Source organism: Acidihalobacter aeolianus, assembly GCF_001753165.1.
Taxonomy (GTDB): Bacteria; Pseudomonadota; Gammaproteobacteria; order DSM-5130; family Acidihalobacteraceae; genus Acidihalobacter; species Acidihalobacter aeolianus.
In genome coordinates, this window is sequence record NZ_CP017448.1 from 1,535,390 (window position 1) to 1,552,191 (window position 16,802).

The window sequence follows — 16,802 nt, forward strand, 5'->3', positions numbered from 1 at the left end:
CAAGTGAGTTTGGGTGTGACCGCGCGATGGCACGAAATGCTTCAAGCCTATGTAATATGACTTATCGGCCAACCACATAATTTCTTTAGCCAAACCATGAATCGTGATCTAGTGCTATATCGCTGTAGTAATGCTCCGCACGCTAATGTTCCCTTGGCAATGAATAGCAAACGGAGTAGTAATGGTGCTGTCAACGGGCATCGCGCACGCGATGCGTGGCAGGTATTGTAGTTACGCTCAATTCTATCGGTTAGTAAATCCGATCAAATGCCGCAGTGTAAACAGTAGTTGGCACCGGTACATAATGTGAGGAAGGGATGTCAAATCTGTTGGATTACTTCGAACTCCATATTGCGAAAACTCCTATGGAGATAGACCAACTGCAGCATCTTCGATGGGCCGTCTATTGCAAGGAATTTCACTACGAACGAGAAGAAGATTGCCCTGGCGAGCGCGAACGCGATTCTTTCGACGCCAAGTCGATCCATCTGTTCATCGTACATAAGTCGAGCGGCCATATCGCGGGGTGCGTACGGATCATATGTGCCGGGACTTTAGGTCAGGGTTCTCTGTTGCCACTCGAATCCGCCTACCAGGGCTACAAGACCGCACCAGATTTTTCACATGTTTCGCGTGACAAAATGATCGAAATATCGCGCTTGGCGGTTGCTTCCGAATTTCGGCGCCGATCGGGAGAGCGGGGTTCCCCGATCGGTTTGATGGATGTCAAAGATTTGGCTTCTGCGGCACGTACTTTTCCGATACTGCCATTGAGCCTATACCTTTCCATCGCTGCGTACGGCGAGCTGTGCGGGCTGCACGATACCTATGGCTATGCCATGATGGAGCCGCGGTTGGTCAGGTTGCTGAAAAGATTCGGCATCTGTTTCAAGCAGATTGCGCCAGCGATTGAATATCATGGCAAACGAGCCGCTTACAGCATTACGCTTGACGAAGTGTTCGACGGACTTAAAGAGGATATGCGTCAACTTTATTCTGACCTGCGTCACTCACTGGAAAACGAATTGCGTGAGATGCCGATTGGGTCAAATTCGGCGTGCAAACGCTAACTAAATAAATCTGGAAGTGGCATCAGTCGGTACTTTTCAATAATCTCTGCAGCAGTTTCTCTGCCTCAGACCTTTCCTTGAAGGTGTTTTTTGTTCCCAACACTTTCTGCAACACACTTACGGACTGGTGTTCGTGTCCGGTTTGCGAGAGTGCGGCTGCGTAATGGTACTGCACATCACCTAAATCAGGTTTTTTCTCAGCCGCTAATTTCAGTAATGGCAGCCCAGCATCAGCTTTGCCATTGTGAACCAGTATCCATCCTAGGGTATCCGCTATTGCGGGGTTTTCTGGTAATAGGTTATGTGCTTTTTCTGCGTAGGGCAGTGATTTGGTGAGATTATTCTGTGACACGATCCAAGCAAGGTTGTTCAGTACGAGGGGATTGTTAGGCATCTGCTTGGCCACCAGACGATACTGGATCTCTGAATCCTTCAGATTGCCGCTGTTAAGGTAATAGAGTGCCAAAACGTTTCTCAAAGTAGCGTCATCGGGATGCGTATGTAACCAGTCCAACAACGTATTACCAGGATGTCCTATATGTCCTGCGGATTCAGCTGTATATATCCTCAGGACGATATCTCGGGAGGGTAATTGGGAGTAGGCGATGCGATATTGCTGCAATGCGGCCGTGTAATCCTTGTTCAGTAGATCCAGGTCCCCGGTAAGAACCGCGCTTTGTATGTGACCCTGTTCTCCCTGGTCGACCTTCGTCGCCGTAGCAAAGGCGGCTTTTTTCTCTCCGTTACGCCACTGAGTCATGGCTAGGGCGCGAAACGCTGGATAATAGTCCGGGTGCTTGCTGGTGATTGATTCAAGTGTGGATTGTGCCCCTTTCATGTTCTTCAGCAGGGTTTGCATGGCGGCCAGGTTCATCCCGTAATAGGGATTACTTGGATCCAGTTTGGCCACGTTGCGGAATGTCTCCAGGGCGGCATCCTTCGCGCCATTTGCCAATTGGGTCTTGGCGAGTAAGGTCAGTATGGCTGGATTACCGGGGACAAGGGCTACTGCTTGCTGGATGTCATTAAGGGCATTGGAAGGTTGTTTAATGGCCAGGTGGTATTGAGCCAGCGCCACCAAAGGTTCAGGAGCCTTCGGATGATCTGTCTTGGCTTTTTCTAGCCAGCCAAGCGCGGCTCTGCTGTCGCCTCGGATAGCCGAGATACGTGCAAGTGACATGATTGCAATCAGGTTTTTGGGGTCATGCTGAAGAGCAGAGCGATAATATCCTTCTGCCTTTTCGACATGCCCATGCTTCAGCGCCAGGCTGGCCAACAAGGTTGTAACTTGAGTATCGTCAGGCTTTAGTGCATGTGCCTTTTGCAGTGTGGATCTAGCCAGGTTGTCCTCGTTGGCGGCGGCATAGATGACGGCTGCCAGCGTTAGAGCCGTCGCGTTTTGTGGGTCATCGCTTGATATCTGGTGTGCAACGTCAATAGCTTTCGCCGTTTGATGTGCCTGCAGATAGGCCGCGGCCTTGAGTCTGAGTTGATTCAGCTGGGTATCGCCGCCGCCGCTGATCTCATTCAAAACTGAGAGCGCCTGTTGCTGTTTGGCACTCATGAGCAGCGCCTGCGCAAGTGCGAGCTTGACCGCATCGCCATGTGTGCCTCCGTGGTTTTGGGCTCGGATAGCACTGAGGGTCTTGATCGCCGCATCGGGAGAGGTAAATAGCGAGAGGATCTCGCCTGCGTTGGCGCTGCCCGTTTTGTCGCCAAGTAAGGTCTGTATTGCGCGTTCGTCTTCACCGCTCTTGAGCTGCAGAGCAGCCATGAGTTGGCGTGCCTGCGGGTTTTGTGGGTCTTGGGCCAGCGCACCGGAAAGGTGATTCATGGCCAGGACATCCTGACCCTGCTGCGCTTCGGCGCTTGCAAGCAGAGTCAGCGCCTGTACGTTGTAGGGATCCGAGTTCAGAGACGTCTGCAGGTATTGTGCGGCATTGGCATAGTGTTTGTTTTCGTATGCGATCAGGCCGCGTAGGTAGTTGGGGTAGGGCTGTTTGGGTGATTGCGCCAGCATCGCATTCACATTTCTCAGTGCTTGATCTCGCTGACCGAGAGCCAGCTCGGTTTGAGCCAATCGTCCTCGTGCCAGAAATATTTGGCCAGGCGACAGGTCCGGTGGGCCATATTTCAGAGCCTGTTCGATATAGGTGGACGCATTTTGTATTTCATGTTGTGCAAAAGCAGCGTAACCCTTGGCTAACCAGGCGGTAGCGTCCTTGGGCGCGATCTGAATGGCCATATCCGCTTTCTGTAGGGCGAGGTGGGGTTTGGAGGCCATCAGCGCAATCATCGATTGGCCCACAAGGGCTCTGGCTGAGTGCGGGTTTTTCGCTAAAGCGGCTGCGAATGCCTTGGCTGCTTTCGCCGTTTCTTTCTTGCTTAGCGCAATTTCGCCCTGGAATGCGATCTGTTCGGCTTTCTGAGAGGGGGCGGTCGTCTTGATAGCATCCAATGCTTTGGTGGCATTATCCAGATTGCCGATCTGGATCAATGACTGAACCAATTGGAATCTGGCACTGATCGGGATGTCGCCCAGTTGGCTGGCTTGCTGTAGTTGTGCAGCTGCCGCACCAGGGTCTCCCAGTTTGAATAGAAGCGATCCCAGGAGCAGGCGTCCCTGCGCGTCTTTAGGATGTTGTTTGACCAGGCTTCGTAAATCCACCAAGGCCGCGCGGTTTTTGCCGGCGGCGATCTCCTGACGCGCCTTGCTGAGCAAGGCTTGCTGGCTGTTCCCGGAGCAGGCGGAGAGCGTCAAAACGGACAGGGCCAATGCCACGGCAACGCGGAGAGGAGTGTGTGGATTCCGAAGTAACATGGGCATAGATCTCTCAGAAGGGATGCGTCTAGTTTGCAGACAGATTATGGCGTTTTAGGAGGTCGTATAAAGTAGGACGTGAGATGCCAAGGAGTTCGGCTACACGCGTCAGATTACCTGATGATATCGCCAGTGTGCGCTCCAGTGCCTCACGTTCGGCTTTTTCACGAACATCCTTGAGAGTTGGCAGCGCCGGCTCATCATCCTCCGTCATCGACGGAAGATTCAGGTCATCGCAATCGAGCATATTGTTTTCGCACATAATCACGGCGCGATTGATACGGTTCTCCAGTTCTCGGACGTTGCCTGGCCAGAGATAGCGCTCTATGGCGAGTATGGCTTCGTGGGTGAATCCGCGGATGGCGCGTTTGTGTGCATGCGATGCGCGCCTGAGCAAGACTTGTGCGATGGGCACCGCGTCACCATTGCGCGCCCGCAGGGGAGGCACCTCAATGACGATTTCACTGATCCTATAGTAAAGATCTTCGCGGAATAGGCCAGAGCGGATTCGTTCCTGTAAATCTTGATGCGTGGCGCAAAGAATCCGAACATCCACAGAGATTTCCTTTCTTCCACCCAGGCGTTCCACAACCCGCTCCTGAAGGAACCTGAGAAGTTTGGCCTGTAATTCCATCGGCATGTCACCGATCTCATCCAGGAATAGCGTGCCTTTGTCTGCGGTTTCGATTTTACCTGGCGTTTGTTTGACTGCCCCTGTAAATGCGCCTTTTTCGTAGCCGAACAGTTCGCTTTCCAGAAGATTTTCGGGAATAGATGCGCAGTTAATCGCAACGAATCTGCCTTCCTGTCGACCGCTCAGGGCGTGCAGCGAACGCGCGATTATTTCCTTGCCAGTGCCCGTCTCTCCAAGAATGAGTGTGGTTGCATTTGTTGGAGCGACACGCTCAATCAGTCTAATGATCTTGAGCATGTTCTGGCTGCTGGCAATCAGGCCGTCGAGAGGTGAGGTGCTCCGTAATTGCTGAGCTTTGTTCTCCTGTTCAAGATTCCAGACGTTGAATGCACGGTCGATGATGATTTCAAGTATGTTCATGTCGAGTGGCTTGGGATAGAAATCCCAAGCTCCCAAACCAACCGCACGAACTGCACTGTTTTGGTCACCGTTGCCTGTGACGACAATGATCTTGGTGTCTTGCTCGAGCGAAAGCAGGTCACGCAAGGTTGCCATGCCTTCTTCGGTGCCATTGGGATCGGGCGGAAGACCGAGATCCTGCAGGACAACTGGTGTAGCGTGCGCTCTCATTTGGTCAAGCGCTTCCTTGCGCGTCCCGGCAAAGTAGGTGTCGTACTTTTCCAGCGCCCAACGCAGCTGTCTGATCAATCCAGCATCATCCTCCACCACTAGCAGTGATGGGCGATCAGATTTCATGTTGATACCTCCGATGAGGTCATCGATGTTTCGTCGGCCTCTGGGAGCCACAGATGGAAGCGGGTTCCATAGCCAGGTACGCTTTCAACCTCTACATCCCCCCCATACTGTCTGGCAAAACTTTGCGCCTGATAGGCACCAATTCCCATGCCTTTTGCAGACTTGGTGGTATCGAAAGGTTTGAACAAGCGTTCACGAATGAATTGAGGGGTCATGCCGACACCGTTGTCAATTACGCTGATGGTGATCCGGTTCTTCTTTGCAACCAGTTTTACCCGAATAGAGCCAGTATCCGGCGTTGCGTCCTGCGCGTTACGGATCATATGCACGAGTACGTTAACCAGGGCAAGAGGGTCGCACATTACACTTAAGCTGGATGCAGTGCCTATCTGCTTGCGATCCAATTCCAAGACAGGCGAGGGTTGGCGATCTTCGCAGTTTTTCACGGCTTTGTTCACAAACTCATACACGAGAACTCTGCGCTTTAAACCCACCGTTTCCCTGCCCTGTAGCTGCCCTAGCGTTTGTGTCATCCTTTGTACGGAGTCTTCGATGGTAGCAATCATATCGTCAATAAAGGCCGGGTTATGCTTATGTTTAGCCGCATTGCTGACAAGAAGAGATTGTTGAGCGATCAGGTTCTTCAAATCGTGCATGAGGAAAATACTGAGCTGGTGAACTGCTTGGAATTGGCGTGACTGTGACAATGATTGGTTGGCCTCATACTGAGAAAGATAAGCCGCCAGTTGTTGACCTACTGTTTTTAGTAAGTCCCAATCTTCCCAGGTAAGAGAACGTGGAATCCTAGGACGTGCCAGTATCAGAATGCCAACAAGATCTGGTTTGAGGACTAGAGGAATGATCAACCACCAGTTCTGTACGTGTTTTAACCACGCAGGTGGCTTGCCGGCGGGATGTTTACCGTGGTCAGATCGGCTCGAATCTGCAGTGATTATCCAGTCGCCTGAAGTCATGAATGCGATGAAGCTTGTATCAAAGGATGCGCCATCTTGATCTGGAATGTGGAGATTGCTCGATGCAACCAGCCTATATGACGGCGGAGAGCCTTGCAGGGTCCACAAGGCGCCCCCCACACTATCAACGATCTCTGCCGCGGCTTGGATAACACGCTCATAAGGCAGGCCATTAGTACTTGAGTGACGATACAGTAGATTAGTCAAACGGTTCCATTCTTCTCGATAATCATACTTGTAAGTAAAAAAGTTTTTGGATAGAAATACTCGGATGCGCGCCCGAATCTGCTCGGAGACCATGAGTGACAAGAGCAGGATTGAGGCGGCGGCAATGAACAATGTTTCCCAGAAACTAGCCCAACTACCACCAAAGTCGCGGATGTAAAACCCGCCACCGGCAACGATTAATAAGTATGCTCCGGCTGCAATTAAAGTGGCAGAATGGAAGGCGATGCGACGTGAAATTAGCAAGCTGCCGGGCCACTTCTTGTTCCTGAAAAATGAGATCAAGAGCAACGGAACTGTGAGTGCGAATACGGCCCCTCTGGCACCCCAGAGGATGGAATTGATGTCATGGTAGAGCATCGCTTCCGAGTAGAGCAGGAGGTTATAGGTTAATTGGACGCCGATTCCTATGCAGAGGTACTTTAAGGACCACCTGTCTTCTGGTACAACATTTCGCCAAATCTGCTCGAGCATAACAAGCCCGATAATGGCTAATGTGAGGCCTCCGGGGATGAATGTCTCTTGAGCATTGACAAAGATGCTAGTCGTGTTGATTGATGGCGAGGAATAAATCGTCGCGATTGTTGCCAGAAACCATATTAAAGGAGCCGCGATAGCAACCCAAACAGGAGTTTGTCGCCAGGGGGATTGAGACTTGTATCCGACCAGTAAGCGCCCAATGAGGAAAAGCCAGGCTGAATTGGACAGTGCTTCGGCGGCGGTTACGATGTAGAGAGGGGTGTGCGGATGGTGAGGCCAGTATGCCAGCAAGAGCATCCATATTGCACTAGTTAAACTCGCCCACAACAGGAGTGAACCTAGAGGATGATCCTTGCGGTTGGCAATTATCAGTACCCCACCGAAAACCAGGAAAGTAATTCCTCCAATGCCGTAGCTCGTTGTGGTGATCCAGTCAGTGGCGTGCATCGGCAGTTAGTATTTCAAAGAATGATCAGGCGCTGTCCGTGAATGGAGGCGTTTTGATGTTGGCCCGCCTAATCATCGACCACCCTTGCCCAAGAGAATCACTTCAACAGTGCCTATAAGAATATAGATGTCAAGAACCAGGTTGGCATTCTTTACGTAATAAAGATCGAACTGAAGTTTCTCCATCGCATCCCGCTCATTTGCACCATAGGGATACGATAGCTGAGCCCATCCGGTGATTCCCGGTCTGACACGATGCCTTAAGTCGTAGTAATTGATCAGTTTACGCAGATCCTCAACAAATTCTGGGCGTTCAGGGCGGGGCCCAACTAAGCTCATGTCTTCCCTTATAACATTGATCAGTTGGGGTAGTTCATCGATGCGGTATTTTCTTAGGAAAGAGCCTACGCGGGTTACACGGCTATCTTTTGTTCCTGCCCACTTTGCCTTGCCGTCGGCTTCCGCATCAACGCGCATACTGCGAAGTTTGATGATCTTGAAGGGTTGGCCGTATAAACCGATCCTGGTTTGTCGGTAAAACACAGGTGCGCCCAATCCCTCTTCAACCCAAATGGCGATGGCTGCAAGAATGAGCAAGGGCCACGCTACGATTAGCATCGCCAGACTGAGTCCAAGATCAATGATTCTTTTGGGAACCTCGTTGTAGCGATTTTGATCGAAACCCTCGGAGAATATGATCGAAGAGGGGCTCATCAAATCCGTTTTCAGTTTACCCATGTACCGTTCATAAAAAGATAAAGCGTCTGACGTTTGGATGCCGTCAAGGCGAAGATTGAGGAAAGCATCCAAAGGTAGTTTTAGCCGGCGCTCATCGGGTATTACTACAATTTCGTCAACGTGCTGGGTATGGCATAAATCCTCAAGATCGGCGGGCGTGGTTTCTAGCAATGGCTCACCAATAACTTTTATGGGTTCATTGGGTACTGGTATGCAGCCTACTATATGAAATAGCCTGCGATCGGCCTTACGTTGCATTCTTTCAAGTAAACTTTGTGCACTTTCCCCTGCGCCATAGAAGAGGATCCTTCGTTTAAAAAAAGTTTGATCCAAGGCGGAGATAAAAATAATGTGTGTGACAGAAATTCCAATGAATGCGAGCAAGTCTGCCAAGGCCATAACCCCTCGCGTGATATCAAGGGGAGGGAAGAAATAGTAAAGTACTGATAGGACTATCGACGCGAGACCCATTCCGACCAATATTTGCAGGATGATCTGATCCATCGTCCCGCGAAGTTGATTTCGATATAGCCCAATTGCAAAGAGACTCAGTATGATCACCGCAGTGAAGACCAATGCATGCGGAGGTAGCGTGCTGTATGTCGTTACATGGGTGGCGTCAAGTTTGGAAAGTGTGAAATCTGATAGATAAACTGAGCCGAAAGAGATTGCCATCTGAAACAGAATCAGAAGCACCACGCCTCTGGAGAGGTGGTTGCCAAAATTCTTTCTTCTTATCATTAGTCGCCTGGTTTCCTAGCTACCGTGCTGTTGCAGAAGTCCATTTCCTTCGCGTAGTTGCCGTATTGCTGAGGTGTTGAGGTCAGAGCAATGGTGGGACAGCATATCTAGCATCCTTTCCATTCGAGTGGAAACTTAGCGTAATACCCATACCACTACATGGTTGATGCGGTAATTGCAAGATAGGCGAGCGTTCACTCTTCAAGATGCCGTGGTGGTGCAACTTAACGCATTCACGTGACCTACGCGTGAAAAGTAGACAGCATCTGGACAAGGCTTGTCTAGTCTTAAATTTTAGCAAGCGGCTCTTGTACCGAAGAAATGGGCATCCTTATTGACATGCCACGCAGTTGTGTCGTATTAATTCAATTGTCGCGCATCGCAAGTGATTATGCGCGGTATGTGCTTTCATATACATAGCGGATGGCGATATAATGCAAATCGCGACAGAGTTGTACGGCCTGGATGCTTGTCGGGTTTGGGATACACATCTCGCTTATCAGTCCCTTAAATCGCAGGGATTGGCGGATACCAAACGCACCGCAGAGCGCCGGCTTAATAGCTTATGCATGCTGCCTACTCTGTTGTTGCCCGAGGATCTCGCGGATTCATGTGGTGCAAAACCCACGCGCTCTGTATTGAGTTGGGAAATTGAGAAGGTTCGTAAGGCGCGCAAACGCGTACTTTTTGTACAACTTGCCAAACTGCCTGGAGGCAATGCTTGTCTGCATGTGAATGATGCTAGAGGAGGGCGTTACTGGATGCCATTTAACGGTCCCAGTCCGGCAAATGGTGATGTATTCAGAGCCCTGGAATCATTGAGGGTGCATATCGGGAAGGAACTCGCCCTTTTCCCACATGGTGAGCTTATAGATTTGTTCCAATCAATGGATACCTTACCGGATGGGGTATCTACCCATTTACTATCTTATCCCCCGCGCCCACTGAATTTTCCTTCACAAAAGCCTGGTGTTCGGACCATGACACCCCACTTGCGTCGCCTTGAGTCAGAAAGCATACATATCATACGTGAGGCTGTTGCGGGTGCTGAACGCCCTGTCATGCTTTACTCTCTAGGTAAAGACAGTTGTGTCATGCTACATCTTGCACGCAAAGCATTTTATCCCTCGAAACCCCCATTTCCACTGCTGCATGTGGATACACGATGGAAGTTTCGTGAGATGTATATGTTTCGTGAATGGATGGCTAAACAAAGTGGCATGCAGCTGCTGTTGCATATCAATCCGGAAGCAATCGCTAAAAATATAAACCCATTCGATCATGGGGCGACCCTGCATACGACCATTACTAAAACGGAGGGTCTTAAACAGGCATTGGACGAGCATCGTTTCGATATTGTGTTTGGCGGTGCGCGTCGTGATGAGGAAAAATCACGTGCGAAAGAAAGAATATTTTCTTTTCGTACATCCAAACATAGATGGGATCCTAAAAATCAGCGACCTGAATTATGGAATGTATATAACACTCGAAAGCGATCTGGGGAGAGCATTCGGGTATTCCCCTTGTCTAACTGGACTGAGTTGGATATTTGGCAATACATTTATCAGCAGGATATACCTGTGGTTCCATTGTATTTTGCGAAGCCGAGGCCAGTCATTCGACGTGATGGTCTAATTGTTGTCATCGATGATGACCGCATGCCCATCTTGCCCAGTGAATCGATCGAGCAAATGACTGTCAGGTTCCGTAGCCTGGGCTGTTATCCCTTAACTGGTGCGATTGAGTCTGAGGCGACCTCTGTACCAGAAATCATACTAGAGTTACTACATGCGAATCAGTCCGAGCGCCAGGGACGTGCTATCGACAGCGAAGCATCTGCGAGTATGGAGATCAAGAAGCAAGAAGGATACTTCTAATGGCAAGGTCACGACGTAAGGAAGCTGCATCCCAATCAGCTAGTCAGTTAACAGAACAGCGCGAGACTCTGGAGGATTTTCTGAACCGAGAAAATTCTCAGGATCTCCTGCGGTTTATTACCTGTGGAAGCGTGGATGATGGTAAAAGCACGCTGATTGGTCGTTTGCTGTGGGAGTCTCAGCTCTTATTTGAAGATCAGTTGGCTGCTTTGCGAGTCGAATCGAATCGCTTCGGAACTCAGGATCAAGGTATAGACTTTGCTCTCCTGGTTGATGGGCTGGCGGCCGAGCGGGAACAAGGCATCACGATAGACGTCGCTTACCGGTTCTTCGCTACCAAGCGGCGCAAGTTCATCGTTGCAGACACGCCCGGTCACGAACAGTACACACGTAATATGATAACGGGTGCCTCTACCGCGGATGTTGCTTTGTTACTGGTCGATGCACGTCATGGCGTGCAAGTTCAAACTAGACGCCACGCGTATCTTGCTTCACTGATGGGAATACGTCAGGTTGTTCTGGTTGTAAACAAACTGGATCTGCTCGACTTCGATCAGCAGGTATTCTTGAAAATTAGTGATGAATTCAGGAAATTCTCAACAAAGCTCGCGTTTGATACGGTTACACCTATTCCTATCAGTGCATTGCAGGGCGATAACATCGTAGCCCGTTCTCCAAGAACGCCCTGGTACGTGGGTCCAACCCTCATGGGATATCTTGAAACGGTTGATCATCTGGCGAACGCGCAATCTGACCGATTTGTGTTTCCCGTGCAGTGGGTAAATAGACCGGACTTAAACTTTCGCGGATTCAGTGGAACCGTGGTTGAAGGACGCGTGTCGATTGGAGATGAAATTCGACTGCCACGTAATGGGCAGATGGCGACTATTAAAGATATTGTAACTTTTGATGGTGCGCTAGCGGAAGCCGGCACTGGTGATGCCATTACTTTGGTCCTGGACAGGGAAATTGACATTTCGAGAGGAGATGTGATTTCTGAAAGCCATCACCCGATAGAGACAACGGATCAGTTTGAGGCGACATTGGTATGGTTGGCCGAAGAACCGGGGCTAATTGGTAGAAACTATGAAATCAAACTGGCTACTCAAACTGCAGCAGCTTCGATAACTGCAATAAAATACAAGCTGGATGTTAATACGCTTGCACATGAAGCTTCTACACAATTGTCACTAAATGATATTTGCAGCTGTAACTTATCGCTGGGCAAGCCCTTAGCCTATGACGCATACCTGGCATCAAAGACGCTAGGGGGATTCATCCTGATCGACCGGTTCAGTAATGCAACGGTGGCGGCCGGCATGATCAAACATTCTCTCCGCCGATCCCAAAACATTCATCGCCAGGACCTTGCAGTAACCATCGCGGAGCGTGAACGACTTAATGGGCATAAGGCCCAAGTTATTTGGTTTACTGGCCTGTCTGGTTCAGGCAAATCTACGTTGGCCAATGCTTTGGAGGTGGCCTTGCATGCACAAGGTCTACGAACGTATATCCTGGATGGTGACAACATCCGTCATGGCCTGAACAAGGATCTCGGCTTCACCGATGCCGATCGCGTGGAGAACATCCGTAGGGTCGCTGAGGTCGCAAAATTAATGGTAGATGCCGGCCTTATTGTGATGACGGCATTCATTTCTCCTTTCAGGCAAGAACGCGAGATGGCTCGCGAGTTGATTGGTGAGGATCGATTTATCGAGGTCTTTGTAGACACGCCTCTGGAAATCTGTGAACAGCGCGATCCTAAGGGCTTGTATAAGAAAGCGAGGCTCGGCCAAATACCCAATATGACGGGTATTAATAGTGTCTATGAAACTCCGGTTTCACCAAATATCGTAATTGGCCACCAAGATAACAAACCGCTATCCGAAGCAGTCGGCGATTTGGTAAGGGCCCTGGAATCCTAGCCGCTCTAAGACGACAGTCAACGGATTGATGGCCGCCCTGACCCTAACTTACGCACTTTGTCAAAAGCTGATTGTTGACCGCTGCCCATATTAGGACGTTTGCTTCGCATACTTGCTTTCCCAACGCCAGGCGTCTGCAACGATGCGTTCGAGGTCGGCATAGTTCGGCTGCCAACCCAGTACTGATTTGATCCGCATGTTATCGGCTACCAACGCCGGTGGGTCACCAGCCCTCCTGGCAACTTCATCAGCTTGAAATTTGACGCCGCTCACCTTACGCACCATGTCTACAACTTCGCGTACGCTATACCCTTGCCCATATCCACAGTTGAGTACTTGTGATTCACCACCGTTGGCAAGGTAGCTCAGCGCGTCCAAATGAGCTCGCGCCAGGTCCTCAATATGGATGTAATCGCGGATACAAGTTCCGTCAGGTGTCTGGTAGTCCGTCCCGAATATCTGCATACGAGGCCTCTGTCCCAAGGCTGTCTGGCAGGCCACCTTGATCAAGTGTGTCGCGTCTGGCGTGGCTTGACCGATACGCGCTTCCGGATCGGCGCCTGCAACATTGAAATAGCGCAATGCGACGTACTTCGGTCCGCCTGCCAGGCCTAGGTCCATGAGCATTCTTTCACTCATCATTTTGGCTGCACCATAGGGATTGATTGGAGCCAGTGGAGCGGTCTCGTCAATCATGGTTTCGTCAGGTGTGCCATACACGGCTGCCGTCGATGAAAATACGAAGTAGGGGATATGGTAACGCTCAACACGTCTAAGTAAATTCAGCGTGTTGCATGTGTTGTTACCGTAGTACTTGAGGGGATTTTCAACTGATTCCGGCACCACGATATTCGCCGCAAAATGCAGAACAGCATCGAAACGGTGTGTGGCACACAGGTCGTCCAAGGCTTCTCCGTCGGCAAGATCTCCCTCGATCAGCGAGCCATATAGCACTGCCCATGCATGTCCGGTTGAAAGATTGTCATAAACGATCACATCATGGCCGGCTTCGCCGAGTTGACGCACGACATGCGAGCCGATGTAGCCGGCACCACCAGTTACCAAAATTTTCATGCTTATTCCTTTGGCAAGCCATCGAATTTCTGAAACTTAGGACATTACATCCAAGCAGTAGCTATTGATTAAAATTGATAACCATCTGCTGCTTGGCACAATAGATCAGATCGCAAGGTAACCGACCTTGGTTGCCAGATATTTTAGGGTTAGTATTTGTTCAGATTCGTGTCAACTTTGATCATGTTAGCGTGTTTCTGACGTTATGAGCCGAGACAAAGCCGCTCTCCAGCGCACATGCTGATAACAACGGTCTAGCTTCTTTCTGGCATATACTTGGCGAAATCAGTAGAAGGGCAAGATACATGTCTTCTGTACCTGGGCATTATAAACCTCCTGTTTCGGGTGAAGCATATGAAGATGTGTTTTCATGCGTATCTAATGGTGCATGATCAGGTTATTCAATCACGCCCTAGTCACCCACCAGAAATATCTAGACGCGTCTTGCGTTCAGGAGGGCTCATCATCGAAAAGGCATGTGTCCGTGTGTTATCGAGGTATACAAGCTTCTATTGGAGATGTCTCGCCAAAGGGTGGCACATACAGCGCTCATAGGGGCAGTCGTAAAGCGAGATCCAGCATGCGTCGAGCGTAAGCTGCCTCATTGTCATACCAGCACTGAAGTTTAACCATGCGTTCACCCACTACACGGGTCGATTGCGCATGCAATATGCTGGAGTGGAGATCGCCAATGATGTCGCTGGATACTAGGTCATCCTCGCTGTAACCGAGAATGCCTGCCAACGGACCGGCCGCAGCCTCGCGGAATGTGCTATTCAGCGATTCCGCCGTGGCTGGTTTCTTGAGAAGGGCAGTGATGTCCGTGATGGCACCGTCGATCACAGGCGCACGAATCGCCAGTGCACGCAGGCGGCCCTCGAGTTCCGGCAGGACCTGCACGGTGGCGATATCGGAGCCGGTACTGGTCGGAATGAGGTTCACTGCGGCAGCGCGACCACGGATCTTCTTCTTGGCTGGGCGATCCACGGTACCTTGCGTGGCGGTGTACGCATGTACGGTGGTGACCATCGCCATCTCAACGCCGAAATGGTCGAGGAGGACTTTCATCGGTGGCACCAAGGAGTTTGTGGTGCACGATGCGTTCGAAATGATCTGATGGCGCGCCGGATCGAATACCCGTTCGTTCACGCCGACGATGACGGTCATGTCCGCATCCTTGGAAGGTGCGCCGATGACGACACGGCGAGCCCCGGCAGCAAGATGGGCAGCAGCAGCATCCCGTGCTGTAAATAGACCCGTGCATTCGTAGACCACGTCTACCCCCAGATCCTTCCAGGGAAGTTGGGCTGGGTCCTTGATGGCGCTAATCATGATCTCCCGACCATTGAGCTTCAGGCTCTCCGGCGCGGCTTCCACGACGAAAGGGGCCCGACCATGGGCCGAATCGTAGCGGATGAGGTAAGCGAGATCGTCTGTGGGTACGAGGTCATTGGCCGCGACGATTTCGACCTGGCCATCGCTCAGGTCCATGTAATGACGCAGGATCAGGCGGCCGATGCGGCCAAGTCCGTTGATGGCAATACGTTTCATGGCAACCTCCATGGGCTGGTTGGGCAATGCGGCCGGGATGCTCCGCAATGGATTTGAACCGCATCCATGCGCTACGAGGTGTGATTCAGAACAATCGACGGGCTGCTTTCGAGATACCTTCGCTGGCCATCGGGTGCTGGTCGCAGAACGCCGCCAGGTCGCGTGCGGTCAATCCCTTGGACACGGCCAACCCGATCTGCCCGATCAGCTGACCGGCGTCGATCCCGAGCACCCATCCACCCATCAGGCGCAGGCTGCCTGGCTCGAAAAACAGACGCAGTTCACCATCCGGCTCGTCGTATATCTGCGCGCGCGAGTCCTCAGCGAAGACATATGCTGCTTCAATGGCCTCGCGTCCCATAGCCTGTAGTGCGGCGCGTGTCCGCCCCACATAGGCAGCGGCGGGGAGGGTGAAGATCGTTGTCGGTACACTGTTGAAATCGAAATAATCCATCGGGGCCCTGTCGCCGCCAAGGATGTTGCGCGCTGCGGTCAAGGACTGTCCGACCGCGGCATGAAACAGAGGAACTCGACCATTGACATCACCGCAGGCATAGATATGCGGTACCGAGGTGCGCAGAGTGGAGTCCACCATGATCCGGCCTCGCTCGACCTGAACGCCCAGGGCTTCGAGCCCCTCGGGAATGACCGGATGCCTCCCTGCGGCCATCAGCACGGCATCTGCGGCAAGTACCTCGTCACCCTCAGTAGTACGGAAGCTCACTTTCAGAACGGCGGCTGTCGTGGGCTCGATCGAGGCGACCTCCGCGCCGGTGATCATGCGGATCGTCGGGTCCAGAAGCGGCGTCAACCCAGCGACGAAGTCGGGGTCGATCCCAGGAAGCAGCTGCTGTTGCTGTTCGAGCAGCGTGACCTCGCTACCCAGTGCATGGAGGATGCTGGCGGTTTCTAGGCCGATATAACCACCGCCAATGATAATGAGGCGACGAGGCAGTGACTGCATGGTCGGATTCAGCGCGAACAAGTCCCGCGAGGTCATGCAGTGCTCTGCCCCAGGGATAGGGGGCACGAAGATATCGGCCCCAGTTGCGATGATGATGTGCTCGGCACGATAGCTCTTCGTGCCACTGTCGTTCTCGACCACGACCGTATTCGCGTCCTGGAATCGTGCCCGCCCTTGGATCAGGCTTAACTTGGCGGATAATTTTTCAAGTTCGGCGGCGTGTTGGGTATAGCGCGTACGCTGAACTCGATCCTTGTGCGTCATGATGTGTGCCAGATCGATTTCGGTGCTCCTCCCCAAACCGAAACGACTGGCCTGCCGGCTGAGCTCCGCATATTCGCGCACCGCCTTGGATGGTACGCAGCCTTCAGCCAGGCAGTTGCCGCTCATCACTCCCTTTGGATCGACCATCAGTACCTGACGCCCGGCTCGGGCAAGCCGGAAGGCCGCGGGATAGGCGCCACCACCGGCGCCCAGGGTGATTACGTCGACCTGCTGCACGTTTGTCTCCTCTCATGATAGAAA

General features: G+C 51.6%; 10 protein-coding genes. 3 read left to right on the plus strand and 7 right to left on the minus strand.

The window, feature by feature from the left end:
- Nucleotides 1-317: 317 nt before the first annotated feature.
- Complete coding sequence (locus BJI67_RS06985) at nucleotides 318-1,070, plus strand: PEP-CTERM/exosortase system-associated acyltransferase (protein ID WP_083250719.1); 753 nt, start codon at nucleotides 318-320, stop codon at nucleotides 1,068-1,070.
- Between the two features lie 22 nt (nucleotides 1,071-1,092).
- Here BJI67_RS06985 and prsT read toward each other — a convergent pair whose 3' ends face one another.
- From prsT to BJI67_RS07005, 4 genes are all read right to left on the minus strand, one after another.
- The gene (gene prsT / locus BJI67_RS06990; RefSeq protein WP_083250720.1) at nucleotides 1,093-3,897 is read right to left on the minus strand and encodes an XrtA/PEP-CTERM system TPR-repeat protein PrsT; all 2,805 of its coding nucleotides are present in this window, start codon (nucleotides 3,895-3,897) and stop codon (nucleotides 1,093-1,095) included.
- A 22-nt stretch (nucleotides 3,898-3,919) separates the two neighbouring features.
- Nucleotides 3,920-5,281 (minus strand): PEP-CTERM-box response regulator transcription factor, encoded by a 1,362-nt coding sequence (prsR, locus tag BJI67_RS06995; RefSeq protein ID WP_070072423.1) that lies wholly within the window; start codon nucleotides 5,279-5,281, stop codon nucleotides 3,920-3,922.
- Nucleotides 5,278-7,407, minus strand: coding sequence for an XrtA/PEP-CTERM system histidine kinase PrsK (gene prsK / locus BJI67_RS07000; RefSeq protein ID WP_070072424.1), 2,130 nt, complete (start codon nucleotides 7,405-7,407; stop codon nucleotides 5,278-5,280). Before prsK ends, prsR begins: the two co-directional genes overlap by 4 nt.
- 72 nt (nucleotides 7,408-7,479) lie before the next feature.
- The gene (locus BJI67_RS07005; protein ID WP_070072425.1) at nucleotides 7,480-8,886 is read right to left on the minus strand and encodes a TIGR03013 family XrtA/PEP-CTERM system glycosyltransferase; all 1,407 of its coding nucleotides are present in this window, start codon (nucleotides 8,884-8,886) and stop codon (nucleotides 7,480-7,482) included.
- A gap of 980 nt (nucleotides 8,887-9,866) precedes the next feature.
- On the opposite strand from BJI67_RS07005, the gene cysD reads away from it, so the two are divergent.
- Nucleotides 9,867-10,763, plus strand: a complete 897-nt coding sequence (gene cysD / locus BJI67_RS17780) for a sulfate adenylyltransferase subunit CysD (protein ID WP_070072426.1) — start codon at nucleotides 9,867-9,869, stop codon at nucleotides 10,761-10,763.
- Nucleotides 10,763-12,688 (plus strand): sulfate adenylyltransferase subunit CysN, encoded by a 1,926-nt coding sequence (gene cysN, locus BJI67_RS07015; protein ID WP_070072427.1) that lies wholly within the window; start codon nucleotides 10,763-10,765, stop codon nucleotides 12,686-12,688. The genes cysD and cysN overlap by 1 nt, the downstream gene beginning before the upstream one ends.
- A gap of 90 nt (nucleotides 12,689-12,778) precedes the next feature.
- On the opposite strand, the gene galE is transcribed toward cysN, so the two are convergent.
- The 3 genes from galE to BJI67_RS07030 form a co-directional block, all read right to left on the minus strand.
- Nucleotides 12,779-13,762, minus strand: coding sequence for a UDP-glucose 4-epimerase GalE (gene galE / locus BJI67_RS07020; RefSeq protein ID WP_070072428.1), 984 nt, complete (start codon nucleotides 13,760-13,762; stop codon nucleotides 12,779-12,781).
- 549 nt (nucleotides 13,763-14,311) lie between these two features.
- A complete protein-coding gene (locus BJI67_RS07025; RefSeq protein WP_070074024.1) occupies nucleotides 14,312-15,313 on the minus strand; it encodes a type I glyceraldehyde-3-phosphate dehydrogenase in 1,002 nt (333 codons plus the stop codon).
- An 85-nt stretch (nucleotides 15,314-15,398) separates the two neighbouring features.
- Nucleotides 15,399-16,778 carry a dihydrolipoyl dehydrogenase gene (locus BJI67_RS07030; RefSeq protein WP_070072429.1) on the minus strand — a complete coding sequence of 460 codons (1,380 nt, stop codon included), beginning with the start codon at nucleotides 16,776-16,778 and terminating at the stop codon, nucleotides 15,399-15,401.
- Nucleotides 16,779-16,802 lie beyond the last annotated feature (24 nt).

Coding starts and splice junctions, on each gene's coding strand:
- BJI67_RS07005 (WP_070072425.1), bottom strand. CDS start 8,886: ATGATAAGAAGAAAGAATTTTGGCAACCACCTCTCCAGAGGCGTGGTG.
- prsR (WP_070072423.1), bottom strand. CDS start 5,281: ATGAAATCTGATCGCCCATCACTGCTAGTGGTGGAGGATGATGCTGGA.
- prsT (WP_083250720.1), bottom strand. CDS start 3,897: ATGCCCATGTTACTTCGGAATCCACACACTCCTCTCCGCGTTGCCGTG.
- BJI67_RS06985 (WP_083250719.1), top strand. CDS start 318: ATGTCAAATCTGTTGGATTACTTCGAACTCCATATTGCGAAAACTCCT.
- BJI67_RS07025 (WP_070074024.1), bottom strand. CDS start 15,313: ATGAAACGTATTGCCATCAACGGACTTGGCCGCATCGGCCGCCTGATC.
- cysN (WP_070072427.1), top strand. CDS start 10,763: ATGGCAAGGTCACGACGTAAGGAAGCTGCATCCCAATCAGCTAGTCAG.
- prsK (WP_070072424.1), bottom strand. CDS start 7,407: ATGCACGCCACTGACTGGATCACCACAACGAGCTACGGCATTGGAGGA.
- cysD (WP_070072426.1), top strand. CDS start 9,867: ATGACACCCCACTTGCGTCGCCTTGAGTCAGAAAGCATACATATCATA.
- galE (WP_070072428.1), bottom strand. CDS start 13,762: ATGAAAATTTTGGTAACTGGTGGTGCCGGCTACATCGGCTCGCATGTC.